A 21,237-nucleotide genomic window follows, 5' to 3' on the forward strand; every position below is an offset into this window, starting at 1 on the left:
ATTAGTTACAACCACATCCTCCACCTGCTTTACCTCCATTAGCTCCAGAAGCAGCTTCTCGATATACTTGAAAATTAGTTTCAAAACGATTAATTGTCAATGCAGATAATTTCATATCTGGATCGTTTATATTCACTTTTTCATATTCTTTTACTGTACTACAAGAGCTCAAACTAATTACAACTAAAGCTATTATTACAAAAAGTAATCTATTCATATTCAATCTTTATTTTTTAATTGGATTTATTAATATTATTAGAATAATGTACTTTGCCAGAATCGTCTACAATAATGCATTCAACTGATTTTAATTGATTTACAAAATCAAGACCTACTTCTTTCCCCATCACAAAAATGGACGTTGCTATAGCATCTGCTAATTCTGCACTAGAAGTAAGTACACTTACACTAACGATACCACTACTTGGGTAACCCGTTCTTGGATCTATAATATGTGTATATTTTTTACCGTTAAAGGTTACACTCTTCTCGTAATTTCCGGAGGTTACAACTGCTTGTTCATAAATAGGTAACAATGCAAATACTTTATTTTTATTTAAAGGATTTTTTATTGCGACTTGCCAATCGTCTCCATTGGTTTGTTTTCCCCAAGTATTTAAATCTCCTGAAGCGTTTATAATGCCTGCAGATACTCCTTTACTTTTTAAGAGTGCTTTGGCTTTATCTGCTGCATACCCTTTACCTATGCCTCCAAAACCTATTTTCATTCCTTTATGCTTTAAGAAAACAGTTTGCGTTTCATGGTTTAAAACAATATTGTTGTATCCTACTTTAGCTACAGAGTTTTTAATTTTTTCCTTAGATGGCATTTTGTTCATACTACCATCAAACTTCCATATTCGATCCATTGAAGCATAACTTATATCGAAAGCACCATCTGTTAGCTTTGAAATTTGTACTGCTCTTTCTATCAACTCAAATAATTCTAAATCAACTTTTACAGCTTTTACTCCTGCATTTTGGTTTATTAATGTAGTTTGTGAATTAGCATCCCAGGATGAGATTAGTTTTTCAATTCTAGAGATTTCTGCTATAGCTATATCTATATATTTATTTGCGTTATCTTTAGTAGTCGATACTACAGTAATATCAAAACGACTACCCATTAACATAAGCGTACGCTTATGAGTTTCTTGGGCATTAGTTATACCTAAACATAGAAAAAGGCTATATATTAGAATCTTCTTTTTCATTAACATTAAAAGGCGTTAAGTTTGTCTATATACTTTTTAGGTTCAATTTTCTCGTACCCCATTTGCCCTAAAGCTTTACCTTCTTTATCTAGAACAACAACTAAAGGGAAATAGCCATTGGGATTATATTGTTCTGCAAGCTTGTTATTATGGATTTGTAAAGTTTCTGGTAGTGCATTTTTTTTACGTTTTGGGAAATCGGCTTTTAATAGCGTATAATGTTCTTTTGAATATGTTTTAAACACTTCAGAATCCCATATTTCACGTTCCAATTTCATACAAGGCGCACACCAATCTGACCCAGAAAAGACTAATATTATCTTATGTCCTTTTTCATTAGCCGTTTTTTTTGCATCATCAATATTAGTATTCCATTCTTGACAATAACTTAAGGATGCAACAAAAAACAATAAGTAGGCTATTTTATTCATAATGTAGATTTTAAAAGGTTTTATAGATTGCTATTCTACTTTAAGACAGAAAAACTATAATACACCCTATTTTTTTTTAGATTTATTTTAATACTTTAAGTACTTTTGAGTCCTTTATTCAGTAAAACATGTCAGAAAAAGAGCCTTCAATTTGTGAAGAAAAAAATTATAATCAACTGTTTCGTAAGTTTTATGAACCAGTAACCAAATTTATATATTACAAATGTGGCGATTTACAGCAAGCTGAAGATATTGTACAAAATGTATTTGTAAAACTTTGGAAGCTCTGTGCTACAATTACTTTTTCTAAAGCTAAATCCTATATCTATACGGCAAGTAATAATTCCTTTTTAAATGAAGTTGCGCATCAAAAAGTTGTTTTAAAGCATCAAAAAACGGTTAGCGATCATGCAGATTATGAAAGTCCCGATTTTCTAATTGAGATTGACGAGTTTAGAGAAAAATTAAAAACAGCTATAAGTGCTTTAGCTGTAAAAGAACGTGAAGTCTTTTTATTAAGTCGAGTAGAAAACAAAACTTATAAAGAAATTGCTGAAATAACAGGACTAACTGTAAAAGCTATAGAACGAAGAATGAGTAAAGCTTTAAAAGAGTTAAGAGCACTTTTAGGAAAAGAAATTAAAATATAAAATAGGGTACTTTATTTTTTAAATGTCTAATTAATAAGACACTAGATAAATGGCAGAAAATTACGATACTGATGATACTTTTTTAGGACGCTGGATTGCTGGAGAGCTCTCTGAGCAAGAGCGCATAGCTTTTGAAAAAACTAAAGCCTATAAGCAATTTAATATTATTAATAAAGAAGTACAACTACTAGAAGGCCCAAATATAGACACAGAGGCTGCTTTAAAAGCAGTAAAACTTAAACTTAAATCTAAACAAAAAAGGACTAATGTTATTAAATTATGGCAATCTATAACTGTTGCTGCAATTATAATTATAAGTTCTGGACTTTTTCTTAATTCTTCTAAAACCTACACCACAGCTATAGGTGAAACTCAAAATATTACATTAGCAGATGGCTCTATTGTAAATTTAAATGCAAATTCTAGTATCACACTTAAACGCTTTTTTTGGAATAATGATAGACAATTAAATTTAACAGGTGAAGCTTATTTCACGGTAACAAAAGGAAATGACTTTATAGTAAACACTTCCAAGGGCATTGTTAAAGTACTAGGAACACAATTTAATATTAAAGACAGGTCATTTTTTGAACTGAAATGTTATAAAGGAAAAGTGAGTTTTAATAAATTAGATGACTTAACAAAAACTTTTATTCTAACTAAAGGAATGCAAGTAAATATCTCAGATTCTAAAATTAATGAAGGTATTTTTGAAGAACAAGCACCCAAATGGAAACAAGGTGTTTCTTCATTTAAAGCGCAACCGTTTTCTATAGTTTTAGAAGAATTAAGTAATTATTACTCTGTTACTTTTGAAACTAGTTCAATAAATACTAATAGATTATTTACAGGTAATTTTAGTCACAAAAATCTTGATACTGCTTTAAAAACGACTCTAGTACCTATGGGCATTACTTATAAAAAATCTAGTAATGAAAATATTATAATGCTACAAAATAAATAGCAATAGTTATATTTGTACTCCCATAAACTACGTAATCTTATGAATAAGTGCTTTTTTTTAATAGCATTTTGTATATCTATAACGATTCATGCTCAAAAAAAACTTGATTATGATTATAAGGAGACTCCATTATCATCTGTAATAAAAGATATAGAGAAAAGAAACAATGTTAGTTTTTCTTATGCTATTGATGTAATAAAAGACAAAGTAATATCTCTTGATATCAAAGCCATTACATGGCTTGACCTTTTAACAGTTATAGAAACTGAAACGGGTTTAATTTTTGAAAAAATAACAGCAGATCAAATTATAATAAAAGAAGGCGCTCCCGAAAACACATTAGAATTTACCGAGACTTTAGAGAATGTTTTTTTATTAGGTTATGTTACTAGTGGTATTGATAGAAATAAAGATGGTTCTATAGATGTATCTCAAAATGCTTTAGGAATATTACCTGGTTTAGTAACTCCAGACATATTACAAAGTATCCAGTTAATTCCAGGAATTAGTTCTCTAGATGAGTCGGCAACTGGTATTCAAATTAGAGGTGGTTCTCCAGATCAAAACCTAATTTTATATGACAATATTAAATTATATAATACTGGTTATTTCTATGGTATGTTTTCATTATTTAATCCATTTGCCACAGAAAAAGCTACAATATATAGATCAGGTACTAGTGCTAGTTATGGCGATCGTATTTCTGGAATTATAGATATTTCCAGTGGAGATAAAATTCCTCAAAAAACTAAAGGTGGTTTTGAAATGGATGGTTTATCATTAAATGGCTATATAAAAACACCTTTGTCTAATAAAATTGCGCTTTATGCATTTGCAAGACGATCTTATGCCGATTTATGGGAAACACCTACATATGATAGTTATGTAGATAAGATTTTTACCAATTTTGGTGTTGCAAAGGATAGTAACGGGAATATATTAGTGTTAGAAACCGATGATGATTATAGTCCCGAAACGAGTAATAATAAATTTAATTTTGCTGATGTAAGTACTAAACTTATTATAAAACCTAATGCTAAAAATAATATTACATTAAGTGCCTTATATACAAGAAATCGTTTAGATTTCGATTTTCAAGGAGGAGATGAAGTACTTGTAGACTCATTAATTACTAAAAACAAAGGCTTTAGCTTTAATTGGGAACATAAATCTAATGACAAACAACAAGAAAATATTACCGCTTATTTTTCTGAGTATAATTCGTTTTACCAAAATAATGAAATAAAAGACGAAACAGATGATGGTATTTTAGATTTAGCAGAAATTAATATTCGTAAAAATGATATTATTGATGTTGGATTAAACCTCTCTTCTACTACTCAAATTAAAGAGTCTCAAAAACTAACATTAGGCTACCAACTCTCTTATACAGATTTAGATGTTATTATTAGTAAAGAAAAGCCCATAGACAATGAAAAAGAAGTACTTGAGCAAGACAACAGTAATTTAAACAATGCGTTGTTTGGAGAGTATACATTACAATTAAAAAATAAGGGACTTATAAATGCTGGGCTTAGGTTTGTACATTACAATGTTATAGGGCAATTTCTACTTGAACCACGAATTAATTTCGAACATCCTATTAGCAAGCGTATAAGAGTAAAAGCAGCCATTGAAAGGAGACACCAACCTATTTCTCAATTAATAGAATTTAATCATACTGAATTACGTTTAGAAAACAACTTATGGCGCCTGTCTGATAACGAACAATACCCTTTATTATCAAGTAATCAAATTTCTGGTGGTTTATTATACCACTATAAACGTTTAAACATAGATATTGATGCTTATTATAAGGAACTAAAAGGATTAACCACATTTACTAATGGATTTAGTAACCCTTTAGAAAATTTAGAAGAAGGAGAAAGCACTATTAAAGGTGTAGATATTTTATTAAAATATAAATGGAATAATTACAAGATATGGGCTGGTTATACTTTTAACGATATTACTTTTCAATTTCCTATTTTAAAAGATACTCCATCTAAATTCCCAGGTAATAATGACATTACACATCAGTTTAGAATTTCTAATTCTCTTAAATTAAATAACTGGCAATTTGCTTTAGGTTGGCAATATAGAACAGGAAAACCAAACACACCAGTAGATAACTATGAAATAAAAATTGACGCTGATGGTGAAAATGCAGGAGTTGTTAATTTTGGTGGGATAAATAGCGATAGACTTCCAGATTTTCATCGATTAGATGCTTCCATTTTGTATGATTTTAAGATTAATTCATTAGATGCTCAATTTGGTGTATCATTCTTAAATATATATAATAGAGTAAAACCTTTAAACATAACCTATAAAGCAGAACGTAAACCTTTAGATGATGGAGGAATCGCTATTGAAGGTACCACAGGAGCTACACCTGAAGAACGTGAAGTTATACTAGAACAAGTAATACAACGCTTTTCATTAGGTTTTACTCCAAATGTTTCTTTTAAATTATTATTTTAATTACAACTTTCTTTAAATCTCTTTATATAAAGAAAGAAAAGAGATAAAAAACTATTATACCAATTATAATAACTATTATCTAATAGTAGCAAAAAGTAGCAAATTGAAAAAATGCTATATTTTTGTTGTTCTTTTGTAAAAATGATGAGAAAACAATATTCCCTTTTACTATTACTTCTTTTTACTTCTTCTTTATCTTTTGGACAAAGAAATCTAAATAGAATAGACTCTATTTCAAACCTACTAAGTGTTGCTAATTCAGATTCTCTAATTGTAAGACACCATATGGAATTAGGAATATTAAAAGACACTTCCAATCCTTTAGAGGCTGAAGTTCATTTAAAAACAGCCATAACGACATTGAAAACTAGTTATTACTATTCTGATCGTCTAGAAAAGATGGCACTTGCTTATGATTGCCTTGGTATTATAGAACGCCGTAGAAACAACTATGATCAAGCCCTAAAGTATTACATTAATGCATTGGAGATTAAAGAAACTACTAAAGACTCAAACAACATTGGTCGTTCATATCATAATATAGCGATGCTTTTTAGTGCCAATCGTAATTATGATAAAGCTATTAATTATATGCAAAAGGCGTTACCTATACGCAAAAAAGACTCTACAAATTATGCTGTCTCACTAAATAACTATGGCTATTTTTTATATCACAAAAAAAAATATGAAAAAGCATTAGCAATATTAGATAGTGCCAAAAGATATTATGGAAAAGATATAAGAATTGCTGATGCAAACAATAATATTGCAAGAATATATAAAAAGAAAAAACTGTACATAGAAGCTTTAGAAATTCAAAAAAGAAACGCATTAATATACTCTAAAAACGAAAAACTAGAACGATTAGCTAACACCTATAGAGACTTAGCTATTACCACAAGAAAACTTAAACAATATAGTGAGGCTAGTAAATACCAAGATAGTTCTGAGAAAATTGCACAAAACTATGGTAACAAAAAACTAATTGCTATAATAAATAAAGAACGTTATAGAGTTGCTAAAGTAAAAAAACAATACAAAATCGCTTTAGAATATTACCAAACATATAAAAAGTACGAAGACTCTGTTTTTAATAATTCTCAATCTGAAAAGATAAAAGCTATTGAATTAAATTATAATTACAGCAAAAAAACTTTAACCGATAGTTTAAACTATGAAGCAAAAAAAACACAACTAACGGTTCAAAATAAATCGCAACGCTTACAAAAACAATGGTACGCTATATTGTTTTGTGTTACAACGATAGCTATGATAGGTTTTATTTTCGCTTACCGTTATCAAAAAAGAATTAATATTCAAAATATACAAAAGCAAGAATTAGAAGCAAACTTATTAAATGAAAGAATACTCTTTCTACGTTATAAAGTAGAACGTTTACTAACAGATAACAAAATGCGTTCTAGTTTTAATAAAGAGTTAACAGAACGTCTTAAAACACTTAGAAAGAGTGATAATACTAAAATAGTAATTGATGAATATCAATCTATATTAATACAATTAAAAAATCAATTACAAGCAGAAAAAAGACTTGATAGTATTTCTGAAAGCTTACAAAAAACAAATGAAGATTTTGAACAAAAACTAGCTAAAAGATTTCCTCAACTCTCAAAATCTGAACGCGAAATTTGTCATCTTATCTATCTTAATTTAAGCACAAAAGAAATAATGAATGCACGTAATATGACATTACCTTCAATTAAATCAATACGTTATAGAATAAGAAAGAAAATATTAGTTCCTAAAGGACAAGAGTTAGAACTCTTTATTAAACAGTTATTTAACTAAGACTGTTTAAACTTTAATAAATATCTTTTTTTTATAAAGCACATAACCTAATCCTAAATAAAATATCACGACAACTATCGCATACAACAATGATGATAGTTTTTCTGAAAAGAATGATTGAACGAATACTGTTTCGTATAAATAAGAATGAATATTACTATTTTCTCCTATTTTAATTAAATACATTGATTTTGTAATAAAACTAGAAAGAAAATAAATAGTAATAGCATTCATACCTACATATTTAAAAATGGTTCCAAATTCAATTTTCTTTATGTCTTTTAGATAATAAATTGCTGCAAGAATTAAAACTGCCCAGCCACTAGTTACAAGAACAAAACTACTACTCCAAATAGCTTTATTAATAGGAAACCATATATTAAAAACATAGCCCGATACTAAGAGTGCTACAGCAGCTAAAATCAATAATTTCATATGTGTTAAACCATCTATTAATTTACCTATTAGAACTCCAATAATACACGTTACAATTGCAGGAATTGTACTTAATAATCCTTCTGGGTCATAATCAGGTTGCCACATATGTTTTCCAAGAATATGCAAATCTATATAATTTACCCAATTGTTTGGAGCTCTATCAAAAGTAGGTATTGTTACGTATAGATTAGGAATAGGGACAAAACCAATAAACAACCAATAACTTATTAAAATTAATATAGCTAAGCCTAGTAGCTTTTTCCAATTACAATTAAGATATAGTATAGCTGTTAATAAAAAAACAACACCTATACGCTGTAAAACACCAGGAATTCTTAATGTTTCAAAACCATTAATAAAAGGAAAAAACGGTAAAAATAAATTTAAAAAAAGTCCAAGTCCAATTAATTTTAAACTTCTATATATTATTTTCTTATAAATAGATGCAGTAGCTATTTTATTTTTATAGGCGAAGTAAATTGATATCCCAACTATAAATAAAAAAAAAGGGAATATTAAATCTGTAGGTGTTAGCCCATGCCATTCTGCATGTTTAAGTGGTGTATATATTGCATTCCATGTTCCTGGCGTATTTACTAATATCATTGCGACAATAGTAAACCCGCGCAAAATATCTACAGATTCTATTCTCTTTGCCATATTACAATCTAATCTTGTTTTTTCAAACCTACTTTATGTCCAAAAAAAGCATAATACATAATAATAATATAGCAAGGCAGTAATATCCAATAGCCATATGTTGACGCTTGTGAAGATACTAGAGACTCATTAATTCCTTGGGAAATTAAATCTGCTTTATTAATATCTACTATTTTTCCATATAACCATGGAAGAATTGCTCCACCTGAAATTGCCATTATAAGTAATGCTGATGCTGTTTTTGTAAACTCACCAAGTCCTTTTAATGCTAAAGGCCATACAGCAGGCCAAACTAAAGCGTTTGCAAATCCTAAAGCTGCAACAAAAAGAACAGATGTAAAACCGCTAGTAAATACAATACTAAATGATAATATAATACCTAAAATCGCACTGGCTTTTAAAGCCAATGCCTGACTTATATATTTTGGAATTAAAAACACCCCTAAAGCATAAGTAAATACCATAGCTATAAGTGTAAATAATGTAAAAAACTTAGCCTCTTCTGTAGGTATTCCTAATGAAATACCGTACGATATAATAGTATCTCCAGCTATAACCTCTACTCCAACATATACAAATAAAGCTAAAACACCTAGCCATAAATGTGGAAACTGAAAAATATTAGTCTTTGCTGTTTCTCCTGCTTCAGTAGCTTTAATTGGAGCTGCTTTGACATTTGGTAAAGGCGCTTTTCTTATTAATATACCTAATATAAATAAGACTATAGCCATAATAATATATGGTGTTACTACGCTATCTGCCATAGAATCCAGTAATTGGAGTTTTTCAACGTCATCTACAGTACTTAATTTATCTTTCATTTTATCTATCCCAGATAAAAGAATAGCTCCAAAAATAACCGAGCCTAAAGCTCCAGCAACTTTATTTGCAATACCCATAATTGCAATACGTTTTGCAGCACTTTTAAGTGGACCTAGAATTGTAATGTAAGGATTAGAGGCAGTTTGTAATAATGTCATACCAATACCTTGAATAAAAATAGCCATTAAAAACATCCAGTATGTCCTAGCTCCAGCTGCAGGAATAAATAATAATGCTCCAATCCCCATAATAACCAATCCTAAAGACATGCCTTTTTTATATCCAATTTTTTTAATAATGTACGATGCTGGTATTGCCATAACAACAAAAGAAATATATGATGCAGAAGCTACTAAATAAGATTGTGCATCTGTTAACTCATTAATCGTTTTCATAAATGGAATTAAGGCACCGTTAATCCAAGTTACAAACCCAAAAACAAAAAATAGTCCAGCAATGATAACTATTGGAATTAAATTGTTCTTTTTAATATTCTCTGCGTTTTCTTCAAAGGAATTAGACATGTATTATTAGTTTTCTTTATTGTCGTTAATATTAAATATTCTTTCTTTAGCTATTTTTAAATAATTTCTACCAATTGGAATTTTTCGAGTAGCTATTTCTATTGTATTACCTTCTAATGCTACAATTTTATTTATTGAAATTGTATAAGAACGGTGTACTCTCATAAAATTAGATTGAGGTAGCTCTTCTGTAATTGCTGTAAGTGATTTATGCACTACATAGTCACCAAGTGTTGTTATTACTTTTATATAATCTTTTAAACTTTCAATAAAAAGAATATCATTAAGGTTAATTTTTATTAATTTCTTATTTACTTTTAAAAAAATGTGTGGCTCTTGTTGTAAATTAGAGTCTCCACTTACATTATTTACATATACTTGTTGGTAAATTTTATTTATCGTTTTTAAAAATCTATTAAACGGTATAGGCTTTACTAAATAATCTAATACGTTTAATTCAAAACTCTTTACAGCATATTCTCTATAAGCTGTAGTTATTACAATTAAAGGCTTGTTTGTAAGGTTTTCAATAAATGAAAAACCAGTCATTTGTGGCATATTAATATCTAAGAAAATAACATCTACTTTTTCTCGTTCAAGAACAGGATAAGCCTTTAATGGATTATCGAAGGAAGCAACAACTTCTACATGATCAAAATTCTTTAAATGGCTCTCTATAACTTCTATTGCAAGCCTTTCATCATCTATTATAACACACTTAATTTTCATTGAATAGGGATTTTTAAAAACAAGTTATACGTATTACCTTCTATTTTTGATTCCATTATAAAATCATTCAAAAACAACAGGTTCAACCGTCGTTTAGCATTATTTAAACCAATTCCCTCCTTACCTTCTTTATTTGCATTGGGATTGAAATTATTTTCCAGAATAAATTCTAGATATTTTTTTTCTACAACTTTAAAACTCATTTTAATAAATATATTGTCGTTTTCTTTTAAGCCGTGCTTAAAACAATTCTCAACAAAAGAGAGAAACAACAAAGGAGGTACATTTACATCTTCAATCTCCCCTGTAATATTCAACTCAGACTCTATTCTATCATAAAATCGCATTTTCTCTATATCTATATAATTATCTATATGCTGTATTTCTTTTAATAAATTTACTTTTGGACTATTAACTTCATACAATACATATTCCATCATATCCGATAATTTTAAAATAACTCTAGGAGCGTCATCAGATTTGTTTATAGTAAGCGCATATAAATTATTTAATGTATTAAAAAAGAAATGTGGTTGTATTTGAGATTTTAAAAGATTTAATTCTGTTCTTAATTGTACCTCTTGTAATTGTTCAATTCGTTTTCTTTCTAAAATCCAATCGGCAGTTAATTTAATTGTAGTTACTAATGCTACATCGTAAATACCAATCAAGAAGACAACTATAATATGATTAAAAGAATAGGCATTTTGAGGTGTTTCAGATTCTGGCCAAACATTTTCATTTATAAACTGATAAATAAGCTCTGTTCTTACTACATAAAAAATACAAAGGGCAATTATAAAGTAGAAAATATAACTTGCGTATTTCTTATTAAGAACATATCTAGGAAATAATATATATATATTAACATATCCTAAAACCATTCCCATAGTAACAGTAACAAGATTAGACTTAAAAGAATACCAATAGTCTTGATAATAACTTCCCCATCTAATTAAATTAAATATAAAAAAGCTTACCCAAAAAATAAAATGATATTTAATAGGTATGGTACTATATGGGTTTTTTTTAATAAATAATGAAATAACTATATCTTTTAGAAAAAGTAAAACAATCGCACACTTAATTGTTTAAACTTTAGTAATTATTCAACAATTTTAATGATATAATAATTAATTCACAATAAAATAATCAAATCTTTATTTTAAGAAAATCACTTATCTATAATTTAATGCTGTCTATATATAAAATGATGTCGTTTATATATTTTTTTTTATTACTAATTTCTTAATCAATAGTTTTAAATCATTATTAAATGACTAAACAATTAAATTATGAAACACAATTTTAGATTGCCTTTCTTAGTCTCTCTACTTTTCTTTACGGTTCAAATAACATTTGCCCAAGAAAGAGACATTATTGGAACTATTACTTCAAAAACCGATGGATTACCTCTAATTGGTGTAAATATAGTAGTAGAAGGTACATCAAATGGAACGCAAACAGATTTTGATGGAAATTATTCATTAACTGCTTCTACTGGAGATGTTATAACGTATTCGTTTATAGGAATGACTTCAGTTCAAAAAACTGTAGGAGAATCGAACACTATTAATGTTCAATTAGAAGAAGACGCAGAAAGTCTAGGAGAAGTAGTAGTAACTGCATTAGGGATTAAAAAAGAGAGGAAAGCTCTTACTTACTCTGCTCAGGATGTAAAAGGAGATGATTTAACTAGAGTAAGGCAAACAAACCCAATTAATAGTTTGTCTGGAAAATCTGCTGGTTTAACAATCACTAGAAGTTCTTCTGGTGTTGGTGGATCAACAAAAGTAGTATTAAGAGGTAATTCTTCTACTAGTAATAATGATCCTTTATATGTTATAGATGGCGTCCCAATGCAAAACAATGGTAATGGTGCACAACCTGGAGGCGATATTTTTGGTAGTCAAACAGGTAATAGAGATGGTGGAGACATCACTTCTCTAATTAATCCAGATGATGTAGAAAGCATGACTATATTAAAAGGTGCTTCGGCTGCAGCATTATATGGTAGTCAAGGAGCGAATGGTGTAATATTGATTACAACTAAAAGTGGAAAAGAAGGACAATTAAAAGTTAATTTTAATTCAACCTTCACCGTTGATCAAGTTATATCATTACCAGAATTACAAACAGAATACCAATCTTTATCTGTTGGCCAACCCATAGCAGAAAACGGAAGTGTAGCAGATCCTAAATCCTGGGGAACAAAAACTGGGGGATTATCTAACACTATTGATGATTTTTTTGAGACTGGTTATACAGCAACTCAATCTATAGCTTTAAGTGCTGGTAATAAAAAAGCGCAAACCTATTTTTCTTATGCTAATACTTCAGCTGGAGGTGTAATTCCAGAAAATAGATTAAACAGAAATGTTATAAACTTGAGAGAAACTGCTAGCTTTTTAGATGACAAAATACAAATCTCAGCAAATATTAATCTATCAGATCAAAGAACATGGAACAGACCTACTAACGGTCTATATTCTAACCCATTAACAGGTTTATATCTTAACCCAGTTGGAATAGACTTAAATAATTATAAAAATCGATTTGAATATTTTAATACAGCAACAAATCAGTTTGATCAATACAGAACATCTTTCGATGAAAATATTCAACAAAATCCATATTGGTTAATATACAGAAACCCTAGCAAAGACATCGCACAAAGAGTTTTGGCTAGTGTAAGTGCAAAATATCAAATTACAGATAATTTCTCTCTACAATCTAGAGGTAGTTTTGATAAATCATTTTTCACGTATGATAAAAGATTATATGCTGGTAGTGATCCTACTTTTGCTCCAGACACAGGTCGTTATGTATTTGAGAAAACAGAAAATACGCAACAATATGTTGATTTAATCGCAATCTATAACAAAGAATTATCAGAAGACTTTAATCTTACTTTAACTGGAGGTACAAGTCTTACTAAATACTCTACTGGAGATAAAATCTTATTAGATTCTGGTCAAGGTGGTCTTAGGTTTTCGAATGAGTTTACTATAGCTAATTTTGAGCAAACTAATAATATCTCTCAATCTGTTTCTAATAGAGAAGTTCAATCTGTTTTTGGAGCTGCAAATATTGGTTATAAAAACATGCTATACTTGGATGTAACAGGCAGAACCGATTGGTCTTCTACTCTTGTTAACACAGCATCTTCTTCTTTCTTCTATCCTTCAGTTGGTTTAACTGGCGTATTATCTGAAATGTTTGAAATGCCAGAATATATCTCTTTTGCTAAAATAAGAGCTTCTTATGCAGAAGTGGGTAAAGATATTCCTGCATACGCAACAATACCTTTAAGAACAATAGGTGTAACTGGTTCTGCAGACCAAGCGGTTTTTGCACCTAGAATTGGTGAAACCTTAGAGCCTGAAAAACAAAAATCATTCGAAATTGGTACAGAATGGCGTTTCTTTGGAAACAGATTAGGTTTAGACTTAACATACTATAGCTCTACAACTGAAAATCAAATTTTCTTTATAGCAGCAGAACCAAATACTTTTGGTTATACACAAAACATAGTAAACGCTGGTGAGATTACAAATAAAGGAATTGAATTAGTTTTAAATGCAAAACCAATAGTTAATGATGATTTTAAATGGAATACAACTCTAAATTTCGCACAAAATAAAAATGAAGTAATATCAGTACATCCAGATTTAGAAAATGGAACAGCAGTTATAACTGCTCCTGGAGTTAATGGTTATGGTTATGCATTAGTAGAAGGTGAAGATTTTGGAAGTATTCAAGGTCGCTCTATACGAAGAGATGCAAATGGAACGCCTATAGTTACAAATGATGGAGGTGCTTTAACAATTGAAACTACAGATTTTGAAACTATAGCACACGCTCAACCAGATTTTACTTTAGGTTTTAGCAATACATTTAACTACAAAAATTTATCATTAAACATATTAATTGACGGGAAATTTGGAGGAGATGTAGTAAGTGTAACTGAAGCTGTAAATGATTTTTATGGTGTTTCTCAAGCTTCTGCAGATGCAAGAAATACTAATGGAGGAATGATAAATGTAGTAGACACTAATGGAAATCCATTACAGATGAGTGCCCAAGAGTACTACACTAAAATTGGAGGACGAGCTGGTTTATTAGGAGAATATGTTTATGATGCTACCAATGTTAGTTTACGAGAACTCTCTCTAGCATACAAGTTACCTACTAAAAGTAAGTACTTTGAGTCTATCGATTTATCATTAATTGCAAATAATCTTTTCTTTATATATAAAGATGCACCTTTTGACCCCAATATTGCTTCAAGTACTGGAATTGGGCTGCAAGGAGTTGATATCTTTGGTCAACCCTCAACAAGAAGTATAGGATTAAATCTTAACGTAAATTTCTAAGAAAATGAAAAAAATACTAAAATATACTCTAGCCACGTTTATGGTTGTTAGTTTTACGAATTGTACAGATGACTTTGAAAATGTAAATACTAATCCACATGGCATTACTGAACAAAGTTTAACGCAAATGTTTAATCACATAGGAAACGAATTTCAACCTATGTTTTTAAATGTATTTAATGTTACTCCAGCATGGAATTATCAATTACAACAAGGTCTAATAGGTGACGTTTATTCTGGTTACATGACTCCTCCAACACCGTTTGCAGGTAATGTAAATAATATGACATATTCATTAGTTGATGGATGGAACGGTTTTCCATGGTCTGATGCATATGGTAACGTAATGCCGCAAACATTAAATATTAAGAACTCTGTAGCTTTGCTAGATGGAAATAGTGCAGAAAAATTCACGCATATAGCTAACATCATTAAGGTAACAGCAATGCATCGCGTCTCAGACATCTACGGACCAATACGTTATACTAAATTTGAAGATCAAGCTACTACAGGTGAATATGATCCTCAGGATGTAGCATACCAAGCCTTTTTTGATGATTTAGCAACAGCAATTAATGAACTAGAACAATATGAAGGAGAAGGACAATTTACAAACTTTGATAAATCAAATTTAAATGGTAGTGTTGCTAAATGGAGACAATTTGCAAATAGTTTAAGATTAAGACTAGCAATACGTGTCGTTAAAGTAAATCCTTCACTTGCGCAAACACAAGGTGAATTAGCGCTAGCAAGTAATGCTGGTTTAATGCTAACAAATGATATGGTTATTAATACTGGATTTGTTCATCCTATTTCTGTAATTAGCAATTCATGGGGAGATATTAGAATGGGTGCAGAAATGGAATCTATTTTAACTGGTTATAATGATGGTAGAATGGAAGCCTATTTTAACCCTTCTGCAGACTCTTCTTTATCAGGAGATTATAAAGGCATAAGAATGGGAATAGATATTACAGCTAAATCTCAATATGTAGACCATGCTTCAATTGGAAGCGTAATTAATGATGAAACCTTAACTTGGATGACAGCAGCTGAAGTACATTTCTTAAAAGCTGAAGCAGCTTTAAGAGGTTGGGCCGGAGCTGGAACAGCCCAAGAAAACTACGAAGCTGGTGTGACCGCTTCTTTTACCCAACATAGTGTTTCTGGAGTAGGCGCATATCTTGCAGACAACTCTAGTACACCAGCAGATTTTGTTGATGCTTTATTTCCTGTTAATGATATTGCTTATGCAAGCGATGTAAAAATTGCATACAATCCAGCAGGAACAAACGAAGAGCAATTAGAGCAAATTATCACTCAAAAATGGATTGCTATGTTTCCTGACGGTCAAGAAGCCTGGAGTGAGTTTAGACGAACCGGTTATCCAAGAATTTTTCCTGTAGTTGTAAATAATAGTGGTGGAACTATTGATACAAACACGCAAATTAGAAGAATAAATTTTGTTGCCAATGAATTGAATACTAATGCTGCGAATGTAGCTACTGCTGTAGGCTATTTAGGTGGCCCAGATGATGGTGGAACAAGACTTTGGTGGGATACTGGAGGTCCAAATTTTTAATGACAAATAATTTATTTAATAGTTATTTTTTTGATTAGTTCTTAGAACAAGCGGGAGAACTACTTTTTCCCGCTTGTTCTTAATTAAAGTATTAAACAATATAAGAATGAGTATACAAATTGCTGATTATAACAGTATTTCATACAACAAGGCAGGGAAATTTGAAGACACACGTTTTGAGAAAATTCATAATGTTATATTCAAATCATCATTAAATGCTTCAATATTAGTGGCACAAGAAATTGCCACTTTAATTCGCTCTAAAGATTTAGCAAATGAAAATTGTGTTTTAGGTCTAGCAACTGGTTCTTCCCCTATAAAAGTATACGAAGAATTAGTTAGAATGCATAAGGAAGAAGGATTAAGTTTTGCAAACGTAATCACCTTTAATCTAGATGAATATTATCCAATGGATAAAAATAATATTCAAAGTTATTACTATTTTATGCATGAGCATTTATTTAATCATGTTGATATATTACCAGAACACATTAATATTCCAAATGGAAAAGTAAGTAATGAAAATCTTTATCAATATTGTATTGATTATGAAATGAAAATTAAAGAAGCTGGTGGTATAGATTTTCAGCTTCTTGGAATAGGAAGAACTGGTCATATTGGTTTTAATGAACCTGGTTCGCATTTAAACTCAGGTACTAGAATAATTACTTTAGATCACATAACAAGAATAGATGCAGCTCCTGTTTTTTTAGGAATAGATAATGTTCCTAGAAAAGCTATAACCATGGGTATTGGAACCGTCATGAGTGCAAAGAGAATTGTTTTACTAGCTTGGGGTCTCAATAAAGGAGAAATAATTAAAGAAACTGTTGAAAGTAAAATAAGTTCTAATGTTCCTGCCACATACTTACAGCAACATAACAATTGTACATTTGTATTGGATAGAGAAGCCTCATCAGAACTTACAAGAGTAAAAACACCTTGGTTAGTTACCTCGTGTATTTGGACAGATGCTTTAAAACTTAAAGCTGTTGTTTGGTTAAGTGAATTACTTAATAAACCTATTTTAAAACTTACAGACAAAGATTATAATGATAATAGTATGTCTGGTCTTTTAACAGAAGAAGGTACTGCCTACGATTTAAACATTAAGATGTTTAATAAACTTCAACACACTATTACTGGTTGGCCAGGAGGAAAACCAAATGCTGATGATTCTAATAGACCAGAAAGAACTAACCCCACAAAAAAAAGGGTTATTATTTTTAGTCCACATCCTGATGATGATGTTATTTCAATGGGTGGAACTTTTGATCGATTAGTAGATCAAGGTCATGAAGTACATATAGCTTATCAAACGTCTGGTAATATTGCAGTTTCAGATGAAGAAGCTCTAAAGTATGCAGAAATCTCTAATGAAATCAACACCAATTCAGACAAAGCAAATAGTATTATAAATTTCATTAAAAATAAAAAGGGAAATGATATTATTGACCCTATTGAAGTTAGAAATCTTAAAGGGCTTATACGTAAGAGCGAATCTCTTGCAGCAACAAGATATTTAGGTCTTCCAGATGAAAATGTTCATTTTTTAAATCTTCCATTTTATGAAACTGGTACTATTAAAAAAGGAGAACTTACTCAAGATGATATTAATCTAATGTGTAATATGATTGAGACAATAAAACCTCATCAAATATATGCTGCTGGTGATTTAGCAGATCCTCACGGAACACATAAAGTTTGTTTAGATGTTCTTTTTCTAGCTATTGAAGCCTTAAAAACACAAGTCTTTATGCAAGATTGTTGGGTATGGTTATACAGAGGTGCTTGGCATGAATGGGAATCCTATGAAATAGAAATGGCTGTTCCAATGAGTCCAGATCAAGTATTAAAGAAGAGACACGCTATATTTTTTCACCAATCTCAAAAAGATGGTGTTATGTTTCAAGGAGATGATTCTAGAGAATTTTGGGTAAGAGTAGAAGATAGAAATAGATTAACTGCAAAAAAATATAACGATTTTGGTTTAGCAAACTATGCTGCTATAGAAGCTTTTAAACGTTATCATTTTTAAAATGAGAAGAATAGTGTTCATCATTATTTTTACTCTTGGTTCTATTATATATTTTCTATTTATAAATAAAATAACAACATATACTACAACTCAAGCTATAGATGGAACTTGGAAAATGATATATGCTGAAATTAAAGAAAATGATTCAATAAAAATAAAGGATTTAACGCATACGAGTTTTATTAAAATTTTAAATAAAACACATTTCTCCTTTCTTAATCAAAATGATTTTGACTCAAAACAATTTTATAGTGGTGCTGGAATATACAGTCTAAATGGAAATAAGTATACAGAAACAATAACCCATACACCTATGGAAAACATTAGGGGTGTAAAATATACTTTTCTATTAAAATTTAAAGGAGATACTTTAATTCAATCCGGTATTGAAGAAATAAAAGGAGTAAAACGTAAGATTTTAGAAAAATATGTAAGATTGGATAATTCTATGTCTTTAAAAAAATGAAAAAAATGAAAAAACACATATTTCTATTAATACTACTTGGTGGGATTCAATTCACTTTATCGCAAAACGAGCTATCTAAGCGATATAATCTTATGCCATGGCCTCATAAAATACAAGAAAGTCATTCTAATTTTTTAATAAATAATGATATTACTCTTTCTATTAATGCAAATGATGAAGGCAGAGTATATAGTGCAGGTGTTAGGTTTTTAAGAAGACTTTCAAATAGGTCAGGTATTTTTATAGATAGAGGTTTTCCTTTAAAAAATACTTCTGCTTCAATAGAAATTAATTTCGATACTCTATCTAATCTTGATTTATCTGACGATGAATCCTATAATTTAAATATTACAAAAGATAAAGTTTTAATAAATACTATTACAGATGTTGGAGCACTACGTGCGCTTGAAACATTATTGCAATTAGTAAATTTTAATGAAACTGGATACTATTTTGAAGGTGTTATAATAAATGATACACCAAGATTTATTTGGAGAGGTTTAATGATTGATACAGCCAGACATTTTCAACCAATAGATGTTATAAAACGAAATTTAGATGCTATGGCATCTGTAAAATTAAATGTATTTCATTGGCACTTAACAGATGATCAAGGATTTAGAGTAGAATCTAAAATTTATCCAAAGTTACAAGAATTAGCTTCAGATGGATTGTATTACTCACAAGAACAAATAAAGGGTATTGTAGCATATGCTTCAAATTTAGGGATTAGAGTTATTCCTGAATTCGATGTACCTGGTCATGCTTCAGCAATTTTAACAGCTTATCCTAATTTAGGGAGTAAGGACAATTACAATTATACCATTGAACGTTACGCAGGTGTTTTCGATCCTACTATGGATCCAACAAACGAAGAAACCTATGTGTTTTTAGATCATTTGTTTACGGAAATGGCTGCTTTGTTTCCAGATAAATACTTCCATATTGGTGGAGATGAAAATGAAGGAAAACATTGGACAGAGAATAAAAAAATAGAGCGTTTTAAAGAAAAACATAAATTAAAAGATAATCACGAATTACAAACCTATTTTAATATTAGATTAGAAAAGATACTTAATAAATTAGGGAAGCATTTAATGGGATGGGATGAAATAATGACTCCAAACATGCCAACAACAGCAGTAATTCACTCTTGGCGAGGTAAAAATGAAGGCTTAAAAAGTAGCACTTTAATAGAAGCTGCAAAAAAAGGATATCAAACGGTGCTCTCAAATGGCTATTATATTGATAGAATGTTATCAGTAAAGCACCATTATAGTGTAGACCCTATTGGTGATGCAAAACTTACTCAAGAAGAACAAAAACGTATTCTGGGTGCCGAGGCAACTATGTGGAGTGAATTAGTAACTCCAGAGACTATAGATTCTAGAATATGGCCTAGAACAGCTGCAATAGCCGAACGTTTTTGGTCCGCTAAAGAAATAAATGATATTGATAACATGTTACACCGTTTACAAAGTGTAAATAATAGATTAGAAGAATTAGGAATTACTCATATAAAAAATAGAGCTGTTATTTTAAGAAACATTGCAAACTACCAAGATATAAGTGCATTACAAACATTAGCGGACCTATGTGAACCATTAAAAGTTTATTCTAGAAATGCTGGAGGCACTGAATACAAAACATTTTCACCATTTACATTATTTGCTGATGCTTGCACAGCAGACGCTATAAAAGCTGTTTCCTTTAACAATCTTGTAAAGAGCTATAATAAAACATACGACAAAGTCTTCTTAAACTTAATAATACAAGACCTTGAGACATGGTCTAAACATTATAATTGCTTTCTTAAAATAAGTAACAACCCTAATGTAAAACCTTTAGAATTATTATCTGAAAATTTATCGAAAATTTCTAAATTGTTAAGTAGTGCATTAGACAAAAAAACTATAAATAAAAAGGAGTTAAATGAATTAAACACTTGTATTTCTGTTTTAAGAACACCTTTTTTAGATACAGAATTAGCAATTGTTGACTCATTAGAAACATTAATAAAATACTGTGAAGCTAATTATCTAATTCAATAAAA

16 protein-coding genes are annotated in these 21,237 nt (G+C 29.9%); 9 read left to right on the top strand and 7 right to left on the bottom strand.

From position 1 onward, the window contains the following. Position 1: 1 nt before the first annotated feature. From Q0997_RS06080 to Q0997_RS06090, 3 genes are read right to left on the bottom strand one after another with little or no spacing between them, the layout of a single operon-like run. Positions 2-217: a DUF4266 domain-containing protein gene (locus Q0997_RS06080; RefSeq protein WP_299886086.1), complete on the bottom strand. Its 216-nt coding sequence runs from the start codon at positions 215-217 to the stop codon at positions 2-4. A gap of 16 nt (positions 218-233) precedes the next feature. Continuing rightward, the gene (locus tag Q0997_RS06085; RefSeq protein WP_299886089.1) at positions 234-1,214 is read right to left on the bottom strand and encodes an FAD:protein FMN transferase; all 981 of its coding nucleotides are present in this window, start codon (positions 1,212-1,214) and stop codon (positions 234-236) included. 5 nt (positions 1,215-1,219) lie between these two features. Beyond that, positions 1,220-1,645: a thioredoxin family protein gene (locus Q0997_RS06090; RefSeq protein WP_299886091.1), complete on the bottom strand. Its 426-nt coding sequence runs from the start codon at positions 1,643-1,645 to the stop codon at positions 1,220-1,222. Positions 1,646-1,773: 128 nt separating this feature from the next. On the opposite strand from Q0997_RS06090, the gene Q0997_RS06095 reads away from it, so the two are divergent. From Q0997_RS06095 to Q0997_RS06110, 4 genes are all read left to right on the top strand, one after another. Continuing rightward, complete coding sequence (locus tag Q0997_RS06095; RefSeq protein WP_299886094.1) at positions 1,774-2,295, top strand: sigma-70 family RNA polymerase sigma factor; 522 nt, start codon at positions 1,774-1,776, stop codon at positions 2,293-2,295. Positions 2,296-2,344: 49 nt separating this feature from the next. Further along, positions 2,345-3,259 (top strand): FecR family protein, encoded by a 915-nt coding sequence (locus tag Q0997_RS06100; RefSeq protein WP_299886097.1) that lies wholly within the window; start codon positions 2,345-2,347, stop codon positions 3,257-3,259. 39 nt (positions 3,260-3,298) lie between these two features. Then, complete coding sequence (locus tag Q0997_RS06105; protein ID WP_299886100.1) at positions 3,299-5,743, top strand: TonB-dependent siderophore receptor; 2,445 nt, start codon at positions 3,299-3,301, stop codon at positions 5,741-5,743. Positions 5,744-5,884: 141 nt separating this feature from the next. Continuing rightward, entirely contained in the window at positions 5,885-7,549 is a 1,665-nt protein-coding gene (locus tag Q0997_RS06110; RefSeq protein ID WP_299886103.1) for a tetratricopeptide repeat protein, read from the top strand. Between the two features lie 6 nt (positions 7,550-7,555). Here the strand turns inward: Q0997_RS06110 and Q0997_RS06115 are convergent, their stop codons facing one another. Genes Q0997_RS06115 through Q0997_RS06130 form a run of 4 tightly spaced genes read right to left on the bottom strand, consistent with a single transcriptional unit; the run spans position 7,556 to position 11,612 of the window. Beyond that, positions 7,556-8,647, bottom strand: coding sequence for a heparan-alpha-glucosaminide N-acetyltransferase domain-containing protein (locus tag Q0997_RS06115; protein WP_299886106.1), 1,092 nt, complete (start codon positions 8,645-8,647; stop codon positions 7,556-7,558). An 8-nt stretch (positions 8,648-8,655) separates the two neighbouring features. Next, entirely contained in the window at positions 8,656-9,993 is a 1,338-nt protein-coding gene (locus Q0997_RS06120; RefSeq protein WP_299886109.1) for a sugar MFS transporter, read from the bottom strand. Between the two features lie 6 nt (positions 9,994-9,999). Next, a complete protein-coding gene (locus Q0997_RS06125) occupies positions 10,000-10,722 on the bottom strand; it encodes a LytTR family DNA-binding domain-containing protein (RefSeq protein WP_299886112.1) in 723 nt (240 codons plus the stop codon). Beyond that, complete coding sequence (locus Q0997_RS06130; protein WP_299886115.1) at positions 10,719-11,612, bottom strand: sensor histidine kinase; 894 nt, start codon at positions 11,610-11,612, stop codon at positions 10,719-10,721. Before Q0997_RS06130 ends, Q0997_RS06125 begins: the two co-directional genes overlap by 4 nt. Positions 11,613-12,017: 405 nt before the next feature. Between Q0997_RS06130 and Q0997_RS06135 the strand changes: the two genes are divergently transcribed. The 5 genes from Q0997_RS06135 to Q0997_RS06155 all read left to right on the top strand — a co-directional run bounded on the left by Q0997_RS06135 (position 12,018) and on the right by Q0997_RS06155 (position 21,235). Next, positions 12,018-15,098 carry a SusC/RagA family TonB-linked outer membrane protein gene (locus Q0997_RS06135; protein ID WP_299886118.1) on the top strand — a complete coding sequence of 1,027 codons (3,081 nt, stop codon included), beginning with the start codon at positions 12,018-12,020 and terminating at the stop codon, positions 15,096-15,098. Positions 15,099-15,102: 4 nt separating this feature from the next. After that, on the top strand, positions 15,103-16,680 hold the full coding sequence (locus Q0997_RS06140) for a RagB/SusD family nutrient uptake outer membrane protein (protein ID WP_299886120.1): 1,578 nt from the start codon (positions 15,103-15,105) through the stop codon (positions 16,678-16,680). Positions 16,681-16,786: 106 nt separating this feature from the next. Next, on the top strand, positions 16,787-18,718 hold the full coding sequence (gene nagB / locus Q0997_RS06145) for a glucosamine-6-phosphate deaminase (RefSeq protein ID WP_299886123.1): 1,932 nt from the start codon (positions 16,787-16,789) through the stop codon (positions 18,716-18,718). A 1-nt stretch (position 18,719) separates the two neighbouring features. After that, complete coding sequence (locus tag Q0997_RS06150) at positions 18,720-19,184, top strand: hypothetical protein (RefSeq protein WP_299886126.1); 465 nt, start codon at positions 18,720-18,722, stop codon at positions 19,182-19,184. Positions 19,185-19,189: 5 nt separating this feature from the next. Further along, complete coding sequence (locus Q0997_RS06155) at positions 19,190-21,235, top strand: family 20 glycosylhydrolase (protein ID WP_299886129.1); 2,046 nt, start codon at positions 19,190-19,192, stop codon at positions 21,233-21,235. Positions 21,236-21,237: the final 2 nt, after the last annotated feature.

It is taken from the genome of uncultured Lacinutrix sp., assembly GCF_947500325.1.
GTDB lineage: Bacteria > Bacteroidota > Bacteroidia > Flavobacteriales > Flavobacteriaceae > Lacinutrix.

Excerpts from the sequence above, each read along its gene's own strand:
- Q0997_RS06125 (WP_299886112.1), bottom strand. The coding sequence starts at position 10,722 with ATGAAAATTAAGTGTGTTATAATAGATGATGAAAGGCTTGCAATAGAA.
- Q0997_RS06105 (WP_299886100.1), top strand. The coding sequence starts at position 3,299 with ATGAATAAGTGCTTTTTTTTAATAGCATTTTGTATATCTATAACGATT.
- Q0997_RS06100 (WP_299886097.1), top strand. The coding sequence starts at position 2,345 with ATGGCAGAAAATTACGATACTGATGATACTTTTTTAGGACGCTGGATT.
- Q0997_RS06150 (WP_299886126.1), top strand. The coding sequence starts at position 18,720 with ATGAGAAGAATAGTGTTCATCATTATTTTTACTCTTGGTTCTATTATA.
- Q0997_RS06115 (WP_299886106.1), bottom strand. The coding sequence starts at position 8,647 with ATGGCAAAGAGAATAGAATCTGTAGATATTTTGCGCGGGTTTACTATT.
- Q0997_RS06085 (WP_299886089.1), bottom strand. The coding sequence starts at position 1,214 with ATGAAAAAGAAGATTCTAATATATAGCCTTTTTCTATGTTTAGGTATA.
- Q0997_RS06140 (WP_299886120.1), top strand. The coding sequence starts at position 15,103 with ATGAAAAAAATACTAAAATATACTCTAGCCACGTTTATGGTTGTTAGT.
- Q0997_RS06090 (WP_299886091.1), bottom strand. The coding sequence starts at position 1,645 with ATGAATAAAATAGCCTACTTATTGTTTTTTGTTGCATCCTTAAGTTAT.
- Q0997_RS06155 (WP_299886129.1), top strand. The coding sequence starts at position 19,190 with ATGAAAAAACACATATTTCTATTAATACTACTTGGTGGGATTCAATTC.
- Q0997_RS06080 (WP_299886086.1), bottom strand. The coding sequence starts at position 217 with ATGAATAGATTACTTTTTGTAATAATAGCTTTAGTTGTAATTAGTTTG.
- Q0997_RS06130 (WP_299886115.1), bottom strand. The coding sequence starts at position 11,612 with ATGGGAATGGTTTTAGGATATGTTAATATATATATATTATTTCCTAGA.
- Q0997_RS06095 (WP_299886094.1), top strand. The coding sequence starts at position 1,774 with ATGTCAGAAAAAGAGCCTTCAATTTGTGAAGAAAAAAATTATAATCAA.
- nagB (WP_299886123.1), top strand. The coding sequence starts at position 16,787 with ATGAGTATACAAATTGCTGATTATAACAGTATTTCATACAACAAGGCA.
- Q0997_RS06120 (WP_299886109.1), bottom strand. The coding sequence starts at position 9,993 with ATGTCTAATTCCTTTGAAGAAAACGCAGAGAATATTAAAAAGAACAAT.
- Q0997_RS06135 (WP_299886118.1), top strand. The coding sequence starts at position 12,018 with ATGAAACACAATTTTAGATTGCCTTTCTTAGTCTCTCTACTTTTCTTT.
- Q0997_RS06110 (WP_299886103.1), top strand. The coding sequence starts at position 5,885 with ATGATGAGAAAACAATATTCCCTTTTACTATTACTTCTTTTTACTTCT.